The following is a 14,174-nucleotide window of genomic DNA, read 5'->3' on the forward strand; positions in this document are numbered from 1 at the left end:
GTTTTCTGTACGTTTTCTGTACAGGTTTAGCTGTAGCTTTTCTTCGGGATGACGCGGGTCTCGTTCTCGTCTTCGACTATAAGATCCTCAGCCGTCTCGTCCTCCGGAGGACGTCCCGGGAACACCACCCGGAAGCGAGCGCCACCGTCGTCCGACTCCTCCGCCACGATTGTCGCACCGTGGCGGTCCATTACCTGCTTCACAATCGCCAACCCCAGGCCAGAACCCGGCATAGCGCGCGACTCCGGGGAACGGTAGAACCGTTCAAAGACTTTCTCGCGCTCCTCGGGTGGGATGCCGGGGCCCGAGTCGTCGACAATAAGCACCGCGTTGCGCTTCGCCGCCTTAAGCGACACACGCACTGCACCACCCTCCGGCGACCACTTCGCAGCATTATCGATCAAGTTGATCGGCGCACGTCCCATGGCAAAACGATCACCACGAATGACCCACGGGTCGGCGTGGAACAAGAACGTCACATCGGGGCGACGACGACGCACACGGTCCAGCGCCTCTTCGAGCACCTCGTCGAGGCGGAAATCCTCCGGCTCGGTCTCATGCGACTCGTCGCGGGAAAGGTCGACCAGGTCGCCGATCAGGATCGACATCTCCTCCATTTGGGCAAGCACATCACGTTCCAAATCGGCCCGGTCCTCAGCCGAAATCTGGTCCTGACGGCCGGAGTTATGCAACATCATCAACAACTCAATGTTGGTGCGCATCGATGTCAACGGCGTCTTGAGCTCATGGCCCGCATCCGCCACCAATTGCGCCTGACGCTTCTTGGACTCCTCCAACGACCTCACCAAGGCGTTGATCGAAGAGGTCACCTCCGCAAATTCGTCGTCGCCCTCCACCGGAAGTTCACGCGGCCCACTCGACTCGTTAGCGTTGTCCAACTCACGGTGCAGCCTGCGCACCGGAGTCAAGCCCACCGCCGAAATGAACGCACCAGAAATCCACGCCACCAGGCTGCCGACACCGATAACCACCAGCGCTGCCGCCGCCCGGCTTCCAGAGATGCGACCGTACGGATCCTCTGTCCGAGATGCGGCAACGACCATCCCATCCGGTGTTTGGCGCACAACAACACGCTTACCGTTGACTGAGCGCACGGATACCGCATCGCCGCTCTCCGTACGCAAATACGGCCCTGAAATGGATACCGGATCCCCCAAGAACAGGTTCGAGTCTGCCCCTGAAACCGTAATGCTTGTCAACGGGTTTGATCGCCGAAACGCCGCAATTTCAGAGCGGATCTGATCTTCCGAGGCCCCGTCGAGCTGGCGAGCCATCCCCAACGTCTTGCTCCGCAGCTCAGTATCCAACACGCCTTCGTGGGTTTTGGTAGACAGCCACATGCCAAGCATCGTCGTTAACCCAACTGCGGCAGCGACAATGAAGCCGGACAACACCGCCAATTTCAGGCGCAAGGAATGACCTGCCCCGAGGCGGGTCTCATAGGCATCGCCAGACGCGACGCGCAACATCACGGAGCAGTCTCCCGAAGCACGTAACCAACACCGCGCACGGTATGGATAAGGCGAGATTCACCGCCAGCCTCAGTCTTGCGACGAAGGTAACCGATGTAAACCTCCAGGGCGTTTCCGGAGGTTGGGAAGTCGTAGCCCCATACTTCCTCAAGAATGGTCTGACGGGCCAATACGTGGCGCGGATTCTGCATCAACAAGTGCAGCAACGCAAACTCCGTACGGGTCAGCGAGATCGGTCGGCCATCGCGGAACACGTCACGCGTCGAGGTATCCATGGTCAGGTCCTCGAACTTCAGCGTGGTCGAATCCTTCTGCTCACTGTGACGCGATTCCGCACGGGAGCGACGCAGCAGCGAGCCGACACGCGCCAGCAGCTCCTCAAGCGCGAACGGCTTGGGCAGGTAGTCGTCCGCACCAGCGTCGAGGCCAGCCACACGGTCCGCGACACCATCGCGCGCCGTCAGCATAAGAATCGGGCCATCGTAGCCCGAAGAACGCAGCGTACGGCAGACACCGAGGCCGTCAAGCTTTGGCATCATAAGGTCCAAAATGGTCAGATCCGGCTGCTCTAACCGGATCTGGTCGAGCGCATCCTCACCATCTACGGCGAGGACAACGTCGTATCCGTTGAAACGAAGCGACCTACGCAGTGACTCGCGCACAGCCTGTTCGTCATCGGCAACGAGAATTTTCATGCGGATATTATGACTTATTTTCCTCTAAGAGTGAAAACGGCATCAAAAAACCGGGCCCCACCTGTGGGAACCCGGTATTTTTGCGCGAGTTTTACCTTGCGGAAGCTTAGAACTGCTCGACGTCGATCAGGCCAGCCTGAGCCGCCTTAACGAGACGACGCGGGATCTGCACCTCGCGGCCGTCGATCTTGACGTTGACCAAGTCAGGGTTGTTGGCCTTCCACTGGGAACGGCGCATGCGCGTGTTAGCGCGGGACATCTTGAACTTAGGGGTTGCCATGATTGTGCTCCTTTACGCCCTTTAGTTAGCGGACTTCTTCTTGCGGCGTGCCATGCCACCGAAACGCTGGTTGAACTTCTCAACACGGCCAGCGGTGTCCATGAGACGCTGAGCGCCAGTCCAGAACGGGTGAGACTCTGCGGTCACGTCAACCACGATGAGCGGGTACTCGTTGCCGTCCTCCCACTGCTCGGTGCGTGCGGAAGTCAGGGTGGAGCGCGTCAGGAACTTGTGGCCCGTGTTCGCGTCCTGGAAAATCACCGGGTGGTAATCCGGGTGAATGTCTTTCCTCATTAGTATTCGTCTCCCTCAGGATTGAACTACGGGTCGGTTCCTTACATTAAGGATCGTGCCCGAGTTGGGTGCGAAATGGTCTTTTCATCCGACGGTTGCCGGACAACTCGAAATAGCATACAGCTCACTTACGCTGCGACCTAATCATTGCAACTTGCTTATCGACGACCTCCGCCCTGCTCATCCACCACTTACCCTCAACTCCGCCATGAAGCTTTCCTCGTTTTCTTTGCCGCTGGCCGCAATCGCCAGTCTCGCTGTGCTCGCCGCGGTGTCCCTGAACGACGCCACTGAAGTTGCCCTTCGGCTTGTTCCAGTACTGGGTTTCGCGGCCGGCATGTCTGTCGTCGTCAATCTCGCTGCTCGTGTGCACACCTTCGAGTGGCTGGTTGGCGCGTTGCAGCGCACGACGTCACGCAGAGAGATCGTTCTGGCGGGGTTTCTCGCACTGTGTGTCGCCGCAACGGCGTTCCTCTCGCTCGACACCACTGCGATCATGCTGACCCCGCTGGCGGTGCAACTCGCCTCCCGCTTCCGCCTCCCGGTGCCGGCGGTGGCGCTTTCCGTGGTGTGGATTGCCAACTTTGCGTCCATGCCTTTGCCGGTTTCCAACTTGACGAATTTGCTGGCGGTGGGCGGCGACGCGTTTTCCACCACCGGTGAATACGTGAAACTCGCCGCCGCCCCTGCAGCCGTGGCAGTGGCGGTCGCAGTGGCAGCGTCCTACGCAGCCCGGGCGATATACCGCAGCGCAGCAGCCGAACCTATGCCCGAAGCGTCGTCGATCCTCCCACGCCCAACGGGCGCCCTCGCGGTACTGGGCGTCACCGTCCTCGCACTCCTCAGCCCGATCCCCTACTGGCTGACGAGCACCGTCGCCGCCACCGCAATGTGGTGTGCGGTGGGCCCGACCGGACGGCGCGGCGGCATTGCTCCACTCATCCCGTGGTCGGCGCTCAGCCTTGCCACTGCCTTCTCCGCGGTGGCGACACTGGCCCTGCAGATCAGCGATATTTCGTCCGCCATGCAGCAACTCGCCGGCACACACCCCTTTGCAATTGCAGCTGCTGGCGCGATCACAGCGAACGCAATCAACAACATCCCTGCGTTTTTGATGCTCGAACCTGCAGTCAGCGATCCGGCCAGCGTGTTGGCTCTCCTGATCGGCGTCAATGTCGGCCCGGTGATCACCCCATGGGCATCGCTCGCCACACTGCTGTGGGCAGATCAACTCCGCCGCGCAAAGGCCCCAGTACCGTGGCGCGGTTTCATCCTGTGGGGCCTACTCCTGGCACCAGTTACCGTCATTGCCGCTACCGCTGCACTGCTTGCCGTTGCTTAGCCGCAACCATGTCGACAGCCCGGTGCATGACAATTTCAAACGGTCCCCGCTGGAAGCGCTTCAGCCACAACATGCTGAAGGCAACAAGCAGCGCACACAACGCGAGATAAACCCCACACACGAGCAAGGTGCCGGCAGGCCCCTCTACGTACCGGGCTAGACCAAACCCGAAGTCGTAGAACACCACAGAGGCGAGCACATTCTGCAGGATGTAGCACGTCAGCGCGGTGCGACCGACTGCAGCCAAACCGGTTCCCACCACACCAAGCGTGTTGTCGCGGCGGATGTAGAAGGCCGCGATGAGCGCGAGGACACCGAACGCCACTACCGTCGAGGTGACGTAGCGCGTCAACGATGCGGATGCGCCGGTGGCAAACAAGCGCAGCCCCCAGTCCAGCGGGATACCAACACCAAGGCCGACGAGCATTACTTTGCGACGCAACCCCGCCCCGGCGGGTTGGAACAATCCAGCGCGGTACAACCTGGCCGCGAGGAGAAACACACCGATGCCCATCACGAACATGATTGGGATTTCGAACCTGCCGCCGAAGAAGTCGTCGATACGCGCCTGCACCATCGCCGGATAGCTGTCGGTTGCGGTGTAGAGCGCAAACGACTGGTCAAACGTGGGGATATCCTCGCCACCCTCGATCTCGTCGAGCGGAATACTGTTAAGCAGATAGGTGCCCACGGAGAACAGCAACATGACAAGGACATGTGCGCTCAGCGCCAGCCACATCCATACCTTTTGCACGCGCTCGCTGCGCGCAATAATCGGCGCCACCGCAAGGGCGGTTAGGCCGTAGCCCATCAACACATCGAACTCGAAAATGAAGATGTAGTTCAGCAGGCCCTCGATCACAAGGAGGATGGCGCGCCAGTAGTACAGCCCGGGCCAGCGCTGGTTTCGTTTCGCTGCAGATTGGCGCTGGATCTCCATGCCGATGCCGAACATGATGGTGAGCAGTCCCAGGAACTTGCCGTCCGTGACCAACGCACTTGCGGCATTGAACAGCGCGTCGGCGGCCTCTGCTGCAGTTCCATTCGTGGAAGCGGCGCGAACCGAATCCCAGAGCGTGAAGTTCGGATCGAAATATTGCTCCATGACGTTGTCCATCTGGTGCCAGGTGGCAAAGATCCAGATATTCGTTGCCAAGGTGCCCAGAATTGCGATGCCGCGAGCCACGTCGAGAGCAACGATTCGCCGATAGGTGGGTTCATTCACGGGTGCCATATTAAAGAAGAACGCGATTATGAGAAATGGCGCAAAGACGGTAGGGTTGTCTCTCGCTGTTGTCGAAGTACACATATACGCCTACGTCAACCGATTGCATTTGCGCCGGTAGCGGACCCTCACACCGCTTCTCACCTGGCGCTTTCCTCACATCGTGATCGAGTCGTGGGCGGTAAGAAGAGTAAGGAAGAAACCCATGTCGGCACATTGCCAGGTCACGGGACGTCAGCCGTCGTTCGGCAAGACCGTCTCGCACTCGCACCGCCGCCACTCGCGCCGTTGGAACCCCAACGTGCAGAAGCGGAAGTTTTACCTGCCCTCCGAGGGCCGTACCATCACCCTGAACGTTTCCACGAAGGGTCTGAAGATCATTGACCGCGACGGCATCGAGTCCGTCGTAGCCCAGATCCGTGCACGAGGTGAGAAGATCTAATGGCACGTAACGATATCCGCCCGATCATCAAGCTGAAGTCCACCGCGGGCACCGGCTTCACCTACGTCACCCGCAAGAACAAGCGCAACAACCCGGACCGCATCACGCTGAAGAAGTACGATCCGGTAGTTCGCAAGCACGTCGAATTCCGCGAGGAGCGATAATCCATGGCGAAGAAGTCTAAGATCGCTAAGAACGAGCAGCGTAAAGAGATCGTCGCCCGCTACGCGGAGCGTCGTAACGAGCTCAAGGCAATCATCAAGAACCCGGAGACCTCTGACGAGGATCGTCTGGACGCTCAGTTTGAGCTCAACCGTCAGCCGCGCGACGCATCCCCGGTGCGCGTGCGCAACCGTGACTCGCGTGACGGCCGCCCCCGCGGCTACCTCCGCAAGTTCGGTGTTTCCCGTGTCCGTATGCGCGAGATGGCTCACCGCGGTGAGCTGCCTGGCGTCCGTAAGTCTTCGTGGTAAGGAGGACTCAAATTATGAAGCGCAACAATTCGCGTAAGCCGCGCATTGAGCAGTCCCGTCGCCCGAAGAAGAACCCGCTGAAGGCAAAGGGCATCGAGACCGTCGACTACAAGGATATTGAGACCCTGCGTCTGTTTATCTCCGACCGTCACAAGATTCGTTCCCGCCGCGTCACGGGCCTGACCCCGCAGCAGCAGCGCCAGGTCGCTACCGCTGTGAAGAACGCGCGCGAGATGGCTCTTCTGCCGTTCACCACCCGCTAATTAGCCGGTTGACGATGACAGCGTAAGAGTCTTCGGCTCTAAGCACCCGCACTCCCCTCTCCGTGAGGGTTGAGAGCGGGTGTTTTTCTTCTAAAGTAGTGGCGTATCCCAGAAAGGTAGGCAGGGTATGGCGAATTCGGTCGGACGACCACGCAAGCAAAGCCCACGGCGCAAAGGCGCAACCGCCCGCGAAGAAATCCTCGATGCCGCATCCGAACTTTTCACACGCAAAGGCTTCGCAACTACCTCCACTCACGACATTGCTGACGCCGTAGGCATCCGTCAGGCGTCGCTGTACTACCACTTCCCCTCCAAGCGCGACATCTTCCTCACGCTGCTCATGGGGACACTGCAGCCTTCGCTGGATCTCGCATCAGACTTGGCCAAGACCGACGAGACCGCAGCTGTGAAGCTCTGGGCGCTCGTCGCCGCCGAGACCCGTATCTTGTTGTCCTCGAATTGGAACGTCGGCCGACTCTACCAATTGCCAGTGTTGGAGTCGGAGGAGTTTGACGAGTACCACGAGGCACGCCAACGCCTGGAGGGTATCTTCCGCGACCTGGCGGCGCAGATCGTTGGCGACGACGACCCCCGCATCGACCTACCGTTCCACATGACGCTCGCCGCCATCGAGATGCGCGACAACACCGGCGTTGCGCCATACCCGCTTGTCGACGACGCCCTGCCCGCCCCCTCCGTCACCATCGCCGATGCCGTTTTGGACGTGCTCCATACGGACCTTCCGGATCGCCGCGCCGAGCGCATGCTCAGCCTCGTCGCGCAGGTATCGCGCGACGAGGACGCTTAGTTTAGAACTTGTCTAAATCCTCGACCGCGACGCGGGCCTCGAACCAATCCCCGTCGTCTCGCTTCACGCCCCAAATCCGGGCCCCTGACGGTGAATCAATCGGGAACACATCCGCATCAGCGGTGATAAGTTCCTTAGTCTTCACATCGCTTTGAGCAACGCGCGGGGAAGTTCGATTGCCGTCGTAGGTAAAGATCGACTCCCCGTCCGAAATCGCGTCGACGAAGTCCAACTTCTTGAGTTCGTCCTCGCCTATTTCGAGCAGGACTTCTCCAGTCTCGGGCTTGAGGACAAAGAGTTTTTCTAGGTCATCGAGTGGCGAGTAGAAGATGGCCGTAATGACGTCACCGCTGCGCCGCACCACAGGTACAGAACTGTAGGTTCTGGTTTCCATGCTCATTGCCTCGTCTGCCTTGCCACCGCTGACATAAAGGAATGTCACTTCGCAAAGTTTCGTTACCCCAACGATGCAGCGCTCTTTTTCCGCAGTATCCTTGCCGTACACAAGGGCATCGTCGCCGATACGCCACACGGCTTCGGGTGCGAAACCTTTACGTATCTCAACGTCCTCGCCCGACTCTAGGTTTCGGCGCCTCAAATCCCCATCGTTGCTTGCGTAATACAGCACGGGCTCCCCGCTCTGTGCAATCACGCCGAAGAAATCATTGGTCTCGATGCGCTCATGCCTTGTTTCTTGGCCAGAGGCGATATCCACCGCAACGACATCGATTTGTTTCTTCGAGCCGGCCTCCGGAATGTTCGCGAGATAGATCTTCTCCGCACTCGCCGCGATAATTTCGGCGGACTTAGCGTCGAGGTTCTTCGAATCCACTTCCGCGAGGGTTGGCTCGTCGAAGGATGCAAAATCGTCAAGGAACGTCGACAGGCTTACCTTCTCGGTTTGTAGGCCTTGGGTACTCTCCACAGTCTTCACAAGGCTGGCACCTTTGGTCTTCCCATCGTCGGCAACCAGCATCATCGTCGTGGTCAAACGTTTGTCCTCAGAGCCATCGAACTTCTTCGGGGAGACGTCGTACAACGCTCCCGTGTCCAGATCGAGTGCACGGGTTTCTTCGTCCCAAGATTTGACAGCGAGTTTTGCAGGGACCGCCTGATTGAATGTCGGATTGAACACGTCGAGGTTGTCGATCCCAAGTGACCTTGTTTCTGGCAAGTCACGTGCTGCTTCAGGCGCCGCCTCTAACGGATCGACGGCCATGCGTGCGTTGTTGTTCCACTGTGGCTTAAGGGATTCCGCAGCCGTAGTTGCGTGCTTAGTTGGGTCAAGCACTTCCGTTTCGGTTTCATCCGCGCCGCCACAGGCACTCAGCGAAACTGTCAACAGCCCTGCTCCAAGAAGTGCGATTGCTTTCGTCTTATTCATGTTCAACCTCTTCTTTCTCTCGCCGTGTTAGTCAAAGATGTCGTAGAGCTTCCAGTCGCCGCCATCTCGAGCGAACAGAAACAGTTGGGTATTGACCGATGTCGCATGGACGTTCTTGTTTTTCACCTCCGTGTTGATCCCAACGAGTCGCGCCTCCTTGATCCCACTCAACCCGTAAAGACGGTCGAGGTAGTCGGTATTCTCCGACGCATCGTCACCTTGTTTCTTTGCGACGAGGTCCTTCAGGTCGTAGCTCTCCCCCGCGGCGTACTCGGCATCGTCGGATGATCCGATGCTCGTGTTCTCAAGCTTGTTTTCAAGCAACGCTGCACGGCCAGCAGCGGCATGCTGATTCATCCAGTCGGCCCTATCGTCCTCATCAAGCTGGGCGATTTCGTTGGCGAGCTTCTCAGGTCCGCTCGAGCCCAGCCCAGCGCCAACAAGCTGAGGAACTACCAGCGCAATGACGAGCACACCCGCAACAACAGCAGCAATAGGCCACCAACGCTTCACATCGAAGGACTTCTCCGGTGTGCTGTCACTGTCGCCAGGGGCGGGAACAGCGGCTGGTTCGGAAACTTCGGGGGCTTCTGGTGCTTCGGGTGCGGTCGGTGCAGCCGTTGCAGCCGGTGACGCCATGGCGGCCAGCGACCGAAGGCTTTGCACGTTCATGGGCGTTCCACTGTCTGCCTTCAGGCGAGAGTCGTACATCTGGCGCTTAGTCGGATCTCCCAGAATCTCCCGAGCCAGGCGCAGTTCCTCCTCGCCACCAGGGTTGGAGGTGAGGCCGTTGTTGAGGCGCTGTGTGAGCTCGTCGACAAGCAGCTCGCTCGAAGCCGACGGATCAAGTTCGAGCGTCTTGTACAGGTTGTAATGCTGCATCCCGGTTTCCTTCTACTGCTCGCTGATGAAGACGGAGGCGTTGTTGCCGCCGGTGCAGCGGAAACCGCCCTGCGCCGGCGAGCAGGACATCATGTAGTACTGGCCGGTCTTCGGGCTCAGGCTACGCAGCGAAGTCGGCGTCTTTCCGTGCTCCGCGTAGTACGCGCGGAAATCATCACCTACGGCACGCGCGAAGCCCTCAGTTGTGACGGACGTTTCCGGCACGCCAACCCCGAAGGTACGGTCCTTTCGGTCAGCGTCTGGCTTCGCCGACGACGGTGCCGCCGATGGCTTTGCGCCGTCAGTCGCGGCCCCACCTGGAGCACGCGTCGACGTTTCCACAACAGTGGAGGTCACCGGCTCCTTGGAGCCACTGGACGATCCGCTAAAGCTCCACGCGGCGAACGCACCGAGCACAGCCAGGAGGGCAACGGCGAGCACGCCAATGATGATGTAGAGCACCCGGTTCGACGACTTCGGCTCTTGTGGGCCGGGCGCCGGCGCGTACGCAGGTTGGCTCCACTGCTGCTGTTCCCAACTTTGCGCCGGGAACTGCTGGGTGGGCATATGCTGCTGTGGTTGTCCCCACTCGTCGTATTCGGATGGTTTCGGGGTGTATGCCGCCCACTCATCGTTGGGGTTGGCATTTGGGTTCGACATCGTGGAATCTCCAAGCTACGGGGGTGTTTGTCCCGCAGTCTATCGTCCGGTAGACGAGCAGTCAGGCTTTGGCGAGCCCAATTGCAGCTCGAGCACAGCGTTTGCAAGATCAGTGACCATCAATTGAGCCGTTGCGTACGTGCCGTCTGCAGGCGAAACTGTCATGGCGATGCCGTAGCCGTTGTACACGCCGAGCTGGCGCACGGTGTACTTCCCGTCGTCCCCCGGACCCCAGCCACCTTTGAAGGCAACATCCGGCAACATCCCCAGACCGTAGCGCTGCTCCGGCACGACTCTGCGCATCATGTCGAGTACCTCGTCGGCCCCCGCCACGCAGCGCAGGTTGGAGGCGAACACTGCCTGCTCACGAGTGCCCCATCGCGTTTGACCGAAAGCCGTGAATCCAGGCCTGAGCACAACGGTGTTCATCGGGAGATCTACTCCTGCTTCACGCAGCACTGCTTCTACCTCCGCAGGCTCAACCGTCGCCCACAGTGTTTCTGCTGCGAAGTTGTCTGAGGCGGTAATCGCAGACTCCGCAACCGGAAGTAGCGAAGGGTCTTTGCGAAGCGCAGTGACCGCGATCGGAACCTTCGAAGTTGACCACGCTACCTGCGGATCTTGTTCCGGCGATCCTACTGCGTCCCGGCCGTCAGACACCGCGAGCTCTGCCGTTCCCCCGTATTGAGCAACCACGGCATCGACTGCTGCTTGGAGCTGCGGTTGCAACTGCTCCAGAACAGGCGCGGGGACGGGCGAGGGTGCGAGTGAACTCGGCGTAATTACGTGGGTTGCCGTCACAGTTTCCGTCGCTGGTTCTGAGGCCCGCTCCCCTGCCCCGCACGCGCTGAGCGCAAGCCCAGCGGCGACCAGCGCTGCAGCAAACCTCAGTCGCGGCGTCATGTTTAGCAGCGGGCCGTCGGCAGATCGCCGCGCATTGCTGCGATGCCGTCCGCCAGCTCGTTGAGCATGGCGAAACTACCCTCGTGCCCATTCGGGCTGTGCGCGGTGATCGCCACGGCGATATCCCCGTTCGGCCCAGGGATGAGGCCAAACTGGCGGGCGAGGTGCCCGTTCTCGTAGTAGTTCCAGCCGCCCTTGAAGCGTGCACCAGGGATGCGCCCTACACCCCAGCGCTGATAATCGACGACGCGCCCCATCATGTCCAGCACCGGCTCATGCCCCTTCACGCAGCGCAGGCCCGATGCAAACGCCGCCTGGTCGCTGGTGGTCCACAGCGTGCCCATCTGGTATCCCGCGGAGTTGGTGGTCCGCGATCCTGCCTCGGCGATGATGCCGTCGAGTTCCGCGCCCGATACCTGGCCAAACATACGGTGCGCGGCAGGGTTATCGGAGCGGGTCACGGCGACCTCAGCATCCGGGTAGGCTGCCGGGCTCTTGCGCAGCGCACCAATAGCCACCGGGACCTTCATAGTGGAAAATGCCGGCTCCGGGCGGTTATCCCCTGCGGTAATGCCACCGACAGATGCTGTCGCGCGGCCACCATGTCGCGCAACAACGTCGCGCACAAGCTGATCAAGCTGCGCTTGAACCTCCGTGGCACTCTTGCCCGTCGGCTGTCTCTTCGCGGCGGCCGGTGCCGTCAGCGGCAACGGCAGGTGGATGGCTCGCTGCACTTGCGGCGGCAGTTGCTTGTAGGTCTGCACAATGGCCGGGCCTACAACCGGGATCTGATCAATCGCGGAGTAGGTGGGAATGGCCGGCAGGCCCGGAAGCGAAATACCTGCGGTGAGCGCAAGCGCGGCGAGCTTGGAGGACACGGAGGTACTCTCCTTCAGAGGGTTAGTGGGCGAAGTGGCGGGTTCCGGTGAGATACATGGTCACGCCGGCTTCCTTGGCTGCAGCGATGACTTCCTCGTCACGGATGGATCCGCCGGGCTGGACAACGGCCTTCACACCGGCGTCTGCAAGCAACTGGAATCCGTCGGCAAACGGGAAGAACGCGTCGGAGGCTGCCACGGCACCGTTGGTGCGGTTGCGGCCCTCGTCCAGTGTGTTCGCGCGGTCAACGGCCAGCTTGGCCGAATCGACGCGGTTGACCTGGCCCATGCCGATGCCCACCGATGCGCCGTCGTTGGCAATCAGGATGGCGTTGGACTTCACGCAACGCACCGAGCGCCACGCGAACTCAAGATCGGCGAGGGTCTGCTCGTCGGCAGCGTCGCCGGCAACCAGCTTCCAGTTGGCGGCTGCGTCGCCGTCGGCCTGGAACTGGTCGCGCTCCTGGACCAGCCAACCACCGGTGATCTGCTTGCGTTCCTCGGTGAGTTGCTCCGGGGTGACCTCCAGCAGGCGCAGGTTCTCCTTCGTGCGCAGCAGCTCGAGTGCTTCCGGCGCGAAAGACGGGGCGATGACCACCTCGGTGAAGATCGGGTGGATCTGCTCTGCAAGCTCAAGGGTAACCTCGCGGTTCGCAGCGATCACGCCGCCGTAAGCAGAGACAGGGTCGCAGGCGTGTGCCTTCTTGTGTGCATCCGCGATGGACTCGTCGGAAACTGCGAGACCACACGGATTGGCGTGCTTGATAATCGCGACGCACGGACGGTTGTGATCCCAAGCCGCACGCCATGCGGCGTCAGCGTCCTGGTAGTTGTTGTAGCTCATTGCCTTGCCGCCGTGCTGCTTCGCAGCGGCAATGCCCCAGCCGTCGCTTTCCAGGCGGGCTGCCTGGTGCGGGTTCTCGCCGTAGCGCAGTTCCGTGGTCTGCGCACCAGACTCGGTCTGGCTCTCGAGCTGGGAGGCGAGCCAGGAGGACACGGCGGCGTCGTAACGCGCAGTGTGCGTGAACGCCTCGAGGGCGAGCTCGCGGCGCTCGTCGAGCGTAAAGCCACCGTTCTTCACGGCCTCCACAACGTCGGCGTAGCGCTTCGGGGAGGTCACAACCGCGACAGACGGGTGGTTCTTGGCTGCCGCGCGCACCATCGACGGACCACCGATATCGATCTGCTCGACGCACTCGTCAAAGTTGGCACCTGAGGCGACGGTTTCCTCGAACGGGTACAGGTTGACCACGACGAGCGAGAACGGCTCGATGCCCAGCTCCTCAAGCTGCGCCTTGTGGTCGTCCTTACGCAGGTCTGCCAGGATGCCCGAGTGCACGCGCGGGTGCAGCGTCTTCACACGGCCGTCGAGCACCTCCGGGAAACCGGTGACCTCTGCAACCTCGGTCACCGGCACGCCTGCGTCTGCAATGCGCTTCGCGGTGGAACCGGTGGAGACGATTTCTATGCCGGCTTCGCCCAACGCGCGAGCCAGATCCTCCAGCCCCGTCTTGTCGTAGACGCTGATTAGCGCGCGCTTGATTTCCCGCTTCGCGGCATTCGTCATGAGAAAAGGACCTTTCCGTTTACTACTTGAGCGTTATGGAGCAGTTCCACGATCTGCTCGCGCTCGACCTTCTTGATGCGCTCGTGCAGCGTGGAGGTGGTGTCGTCCGGCAGCACCTCAACGGCACGCTGGGCGATGATCTCGCCGCTATCCAGTCCGGAATCGACGTAGTGGACGGTGCAGCCGGTGACCTTCACACCGTATTCCAGAGCATCCCGGACAGCGTGTGCGCCCGGGAATGATGGCAGCAACGACGGGTGCGCGTTGATGGTTCGACCTTCATACTTCTCAAGGAAGGGCTTGCCCAGGATGCGCATGAAGCCCGCCGAAACGACAAGGTCTGGCTTCACGGACGCAAGCGTGGCGGCAAGTTTTTCGTTCCACGCGTTGCGGTTGGTTTCCATTGGCACCACTGCGGTGCGGATACCCGCGTTCTTCGCACGTTGGATCGCTGGGCAAATTTGATCCGCCACCACAATGTCGATGCGGTAGCGACCTTGCGCATTGTCGATCATGGACCGCAGCAACGTACCCGTTCCAGAGACGAGCACAGCAATTGATTTCACTGAATCACTCACGCGAAGC

Annotated in this window: 18 protein-coding genes; 6 read left to right on the plus strand and 12 right to left on the minus strand. The window is 60.5% G+C overall.

The genetic code is table 11. The features are described from left to right. Positions 1-26: 26 nt before the first annotated feature. The 4 genes from HMPREF3145_RS01085 to HMPREF3145_RS01100 form a co-directional block, all read right to left on the minus strand. Positions 27-1,490, minus strand: coding sequence for a sensor histidine kinase (locus tag HMPREF3145_RS01085; RefSeq protein ID WP_070421424.1), 1,464 nt, complete (start codon positions 1,488-1,490; stop codon positions 27-29). Further along, complete coding sequence (locus tag HMPREF3145_RS01090) at positions 1,490-2,188, minus strand: response regulator transcription factor (protein ID WP_070421425.1); 699 nt, start codon at positions 2,186-2,188, stop codon at positions 1,490-1,492. The genes HMPREF3145_RS01085 and HMPREF3145_RS01090 overlap by 1 nt, the downstream gene beginning before the upstream one ends. 106 nt (positions 2,189-2,294) lie before the next feature. Further along, complete coding sequence (gene rpmF / locus HMPREF3145_RS01095; protein ID WP_070421426.1) at positions 2,295-2,468, minus strand: 50S ribosomal protein L32; 174 nt, start codon at positions 2,466-2,468, stop codon at positions 2,295-2,297. Between the two features lie 21 nt (positions 2,469-2,489). Beyond that, positions 2,490-2,762 (minus strand): type B 50S ribosomal protein L31, encoded by a 273-nt coding sequence (locus tag HMPREF3145_RS01100; protein WP_070421427.1) that lies wholly within the window; start codon positions 2,760-2,762, stop codon positions 2,490-2,492. Positions 2,763-2,970: 208 nt separating this feature from the next. Here HMPREF3145_RS01100 and HMPREF3145_RS01105 point away from each other — a divergent pair, with 208 nt between their 5' ends. Next, positions 2,971-4,104 carry an SLC13 family permease gene (locus HMPREF3145_RS01105; protein WP_070421483.1) on the plus strand — a complete coding sequence of 378 codons (1,134 nt, stop codon included), beginning with the start codon at positions 2,971-2,973 and terminating at the stop codon, positions 4,102-4,104. Here HMPREF3145_RS01105 and HMPREF3145_RS01110 read toward each other — a convergent pair. Further along, the gene (locus tag HMPREF3145_RS01110; protein WP_168162439.1) at positions 4,076-5,329 is read right to left on the minus strand and encodes a DUF418 domain-containing protein; all 1,254 of its coding nucleotides are present in this window, start codon (positions 5,327-5,329) and stop codon (positions 4,076-4,078) included. The genes HMPREF3145_RS01105 and HMPREF3145_RS01110 overlap by 29 nt on opposite strands. 205 nt (positions 5,330-5,534) lie before the next feature. Between HMPREF3145_RS01110 and rpmB the strand changes: the two genes are divergently transcribed. The 5 genes from rpmB (at position 5,535) to HMPREF3145_RS01135 (ending at position 7,315) form a co-directional block, all read left to right on the plus strand. Beyond that, entirely contained in the window at positions 5,535-5,771 is a 237-nt protein-coding gene (rpmB, locus tag HMPREF3145_RS01115; protein WP_042409504.1) for a 50S ribosomal protein L28, read from the plus strand. Further along, positions 5,771-5,935 carry a 50S ribosomal protein L33 gene (gene rpmG, locus HMPREF3145_RS01120; RefSeq protein WP_006841072.1) on the plus strand — a complete coding sequence of 55 codons (165 nt, stop codon included), beginning with the start codon at positions 5,771-5,773 and terminating at the stop codon, positions 5,933-5,935. The genes rpmB and rpmG overlap by 1 nt, the downstream gene beginning before the upstream one ends. 3 nt (positions 5,936-5,938) lie before the next feature. Beyond that, positions 5,939-6,244 carry a 30S ribosomal protein S14 gene (gene rpsN, locus HMPREF3145_RS01125; protein ID WP_034999472.1) on the plus strand — a complete coding sequence of 102 codons (306 nt, stop codon included), beginning with the start codon at positions 5,939-5,941 and terminating at the stop codon, positions 6,242-6,244. An 11-nt stretch (positions 6,245-6,255) separates the two neighbouring features. Next, positions 6,256-6,507 carry a 30S ribosomal protein S18 gene (gene rpsR, locus HMPREF3145_RS01130; protein WP_180950003.1) on the plus strand — a complete coding sequence of 84 codons (252 nt, stop codon included), beginning with the start codon at positions 6,256-6,258 and terminating at the stop codon, positions 6,505-6,507. A 127-nt stretch (positions 6,508-6,634) separates the two neighbouring features. Continuing rightward, positions 6,635-7,315, plus strand: coding sequence for a TetR/AcrR family transcriptional regulator (locus HMPREF3145_RS01135; RefSeq protein WP_070421430.1), 681 nt, complete (start codon positions 6,635-6,637; stop codon positions 7,313-7,315). A 1-nt stretch (position 7,316) separates the two neighbouring features. Here HMPREF3145_RS01135 and HMPREF3145_RS01140 read toward each other — a convergent pair whose 3' ends face one another. The 7 genes from HMPREF3145_RS01140 to purN are packed head-to-tail and all read right to left on the minus strand — an operon-like array spanning position 7,317 to position 14,167. Continuing rightward, the gene (locus tag HMPREF3145_RS01140) at positions 7,317-8,705 is read right to left on the minus strand and encodes a hypothetical protein (protein WP_141740772.1); all 1,389 of its coding nucleotides are present in this window, start codon (positions 8,703-8,705) and stop codon (positions 7,317-7,319) included. 21 nt (positions 8,706-8,726) lie between these two features. Next, positions 8,727-9,581: a J domain-containing protein gene (locus tag HMPREF3145_RS01145; RefSeq protein WP_070421432.1), complete on the minus strand. Its 855-nt coding sequence runs from the start codon at positions 9,579-9,581 to the stop codon at positions 8,727-8,729. Positions 9,582-9,593: 12 nt separating this feature from the next. Then, on the minus strand, positions 9,594-10,241 hold the full coding sequence (locus HMPREF3145_RS01150; protein WP_070421433.1) for a hypothetical protein: 648 nt from the start codon (positions 10,239-10,241) through the stop codon (positions 9,594-9,596). 39 nt (positions 10,242-10,280) lie between these two features. After that, positions 10,281-11,144 (minus strand): serine hydrolase, encoded by an 864-nt coding sequence (locus HMPREF3145_RS01155; protein WP_141740773.1) that lies wholly within the window; start codon positions 11,142-11,144, stop codon positions 10,281-10,283. 2 nt (positions 11,145-11,146) lie between these two features. After that, on the minus strand, positions 11,147-12,022 hold the full coding sequence (locus tag HMPREF3145_RS01160; RefSeq protein ID WP_083279313.1) for a serine hydrolase: 876 nt from the start codon (positions 12,020-12,022) through the stop codon (positions 11,147-11,149). A 22-nt stretch (positions 12,023-12,044) separates the two neighbouring features. Further along, a complete protein-coding gene (purH, locus tag HMPREF3145_RS01165) occupies positions 12,045-13,589 on the minus strand; it encodes a bifunctional phosphoribosylaminoimidazolecarboxamide formyltransferase/IMP cyclohydrolase (protein WP_070421434.1) in 1,545 nt (514 codons plus the stop codon). Continuing rightward, a complete protein-coding gene (gene purN, locus HMPREF3145_RS01170) occupies positions 13,586-14,167 on the minus strand; it encodes a phosphoribosylglycinamide formyltransferase (protein ID WP_371325687.1) in 582 nt (193 codons plus the stop codon). The genes purH and purN overlap by 4 nt, the downstream gene beginning before the upstream one ends. Between the last annotated feature and the right edge of the window lie 7 nt (positions 14,168-14,174).

It is taken from the genome of Corynebacterium sp. HMSC05C01 (assembly GCF_001807155.1).
Taxonomy (GTDB): domain Bacteria; phylum Actinomycetota; class Actinomycetes; order Mycobacteriales; family Mycobacteriaceae; genus Corynebacterium; species Corynebacterium coyleae.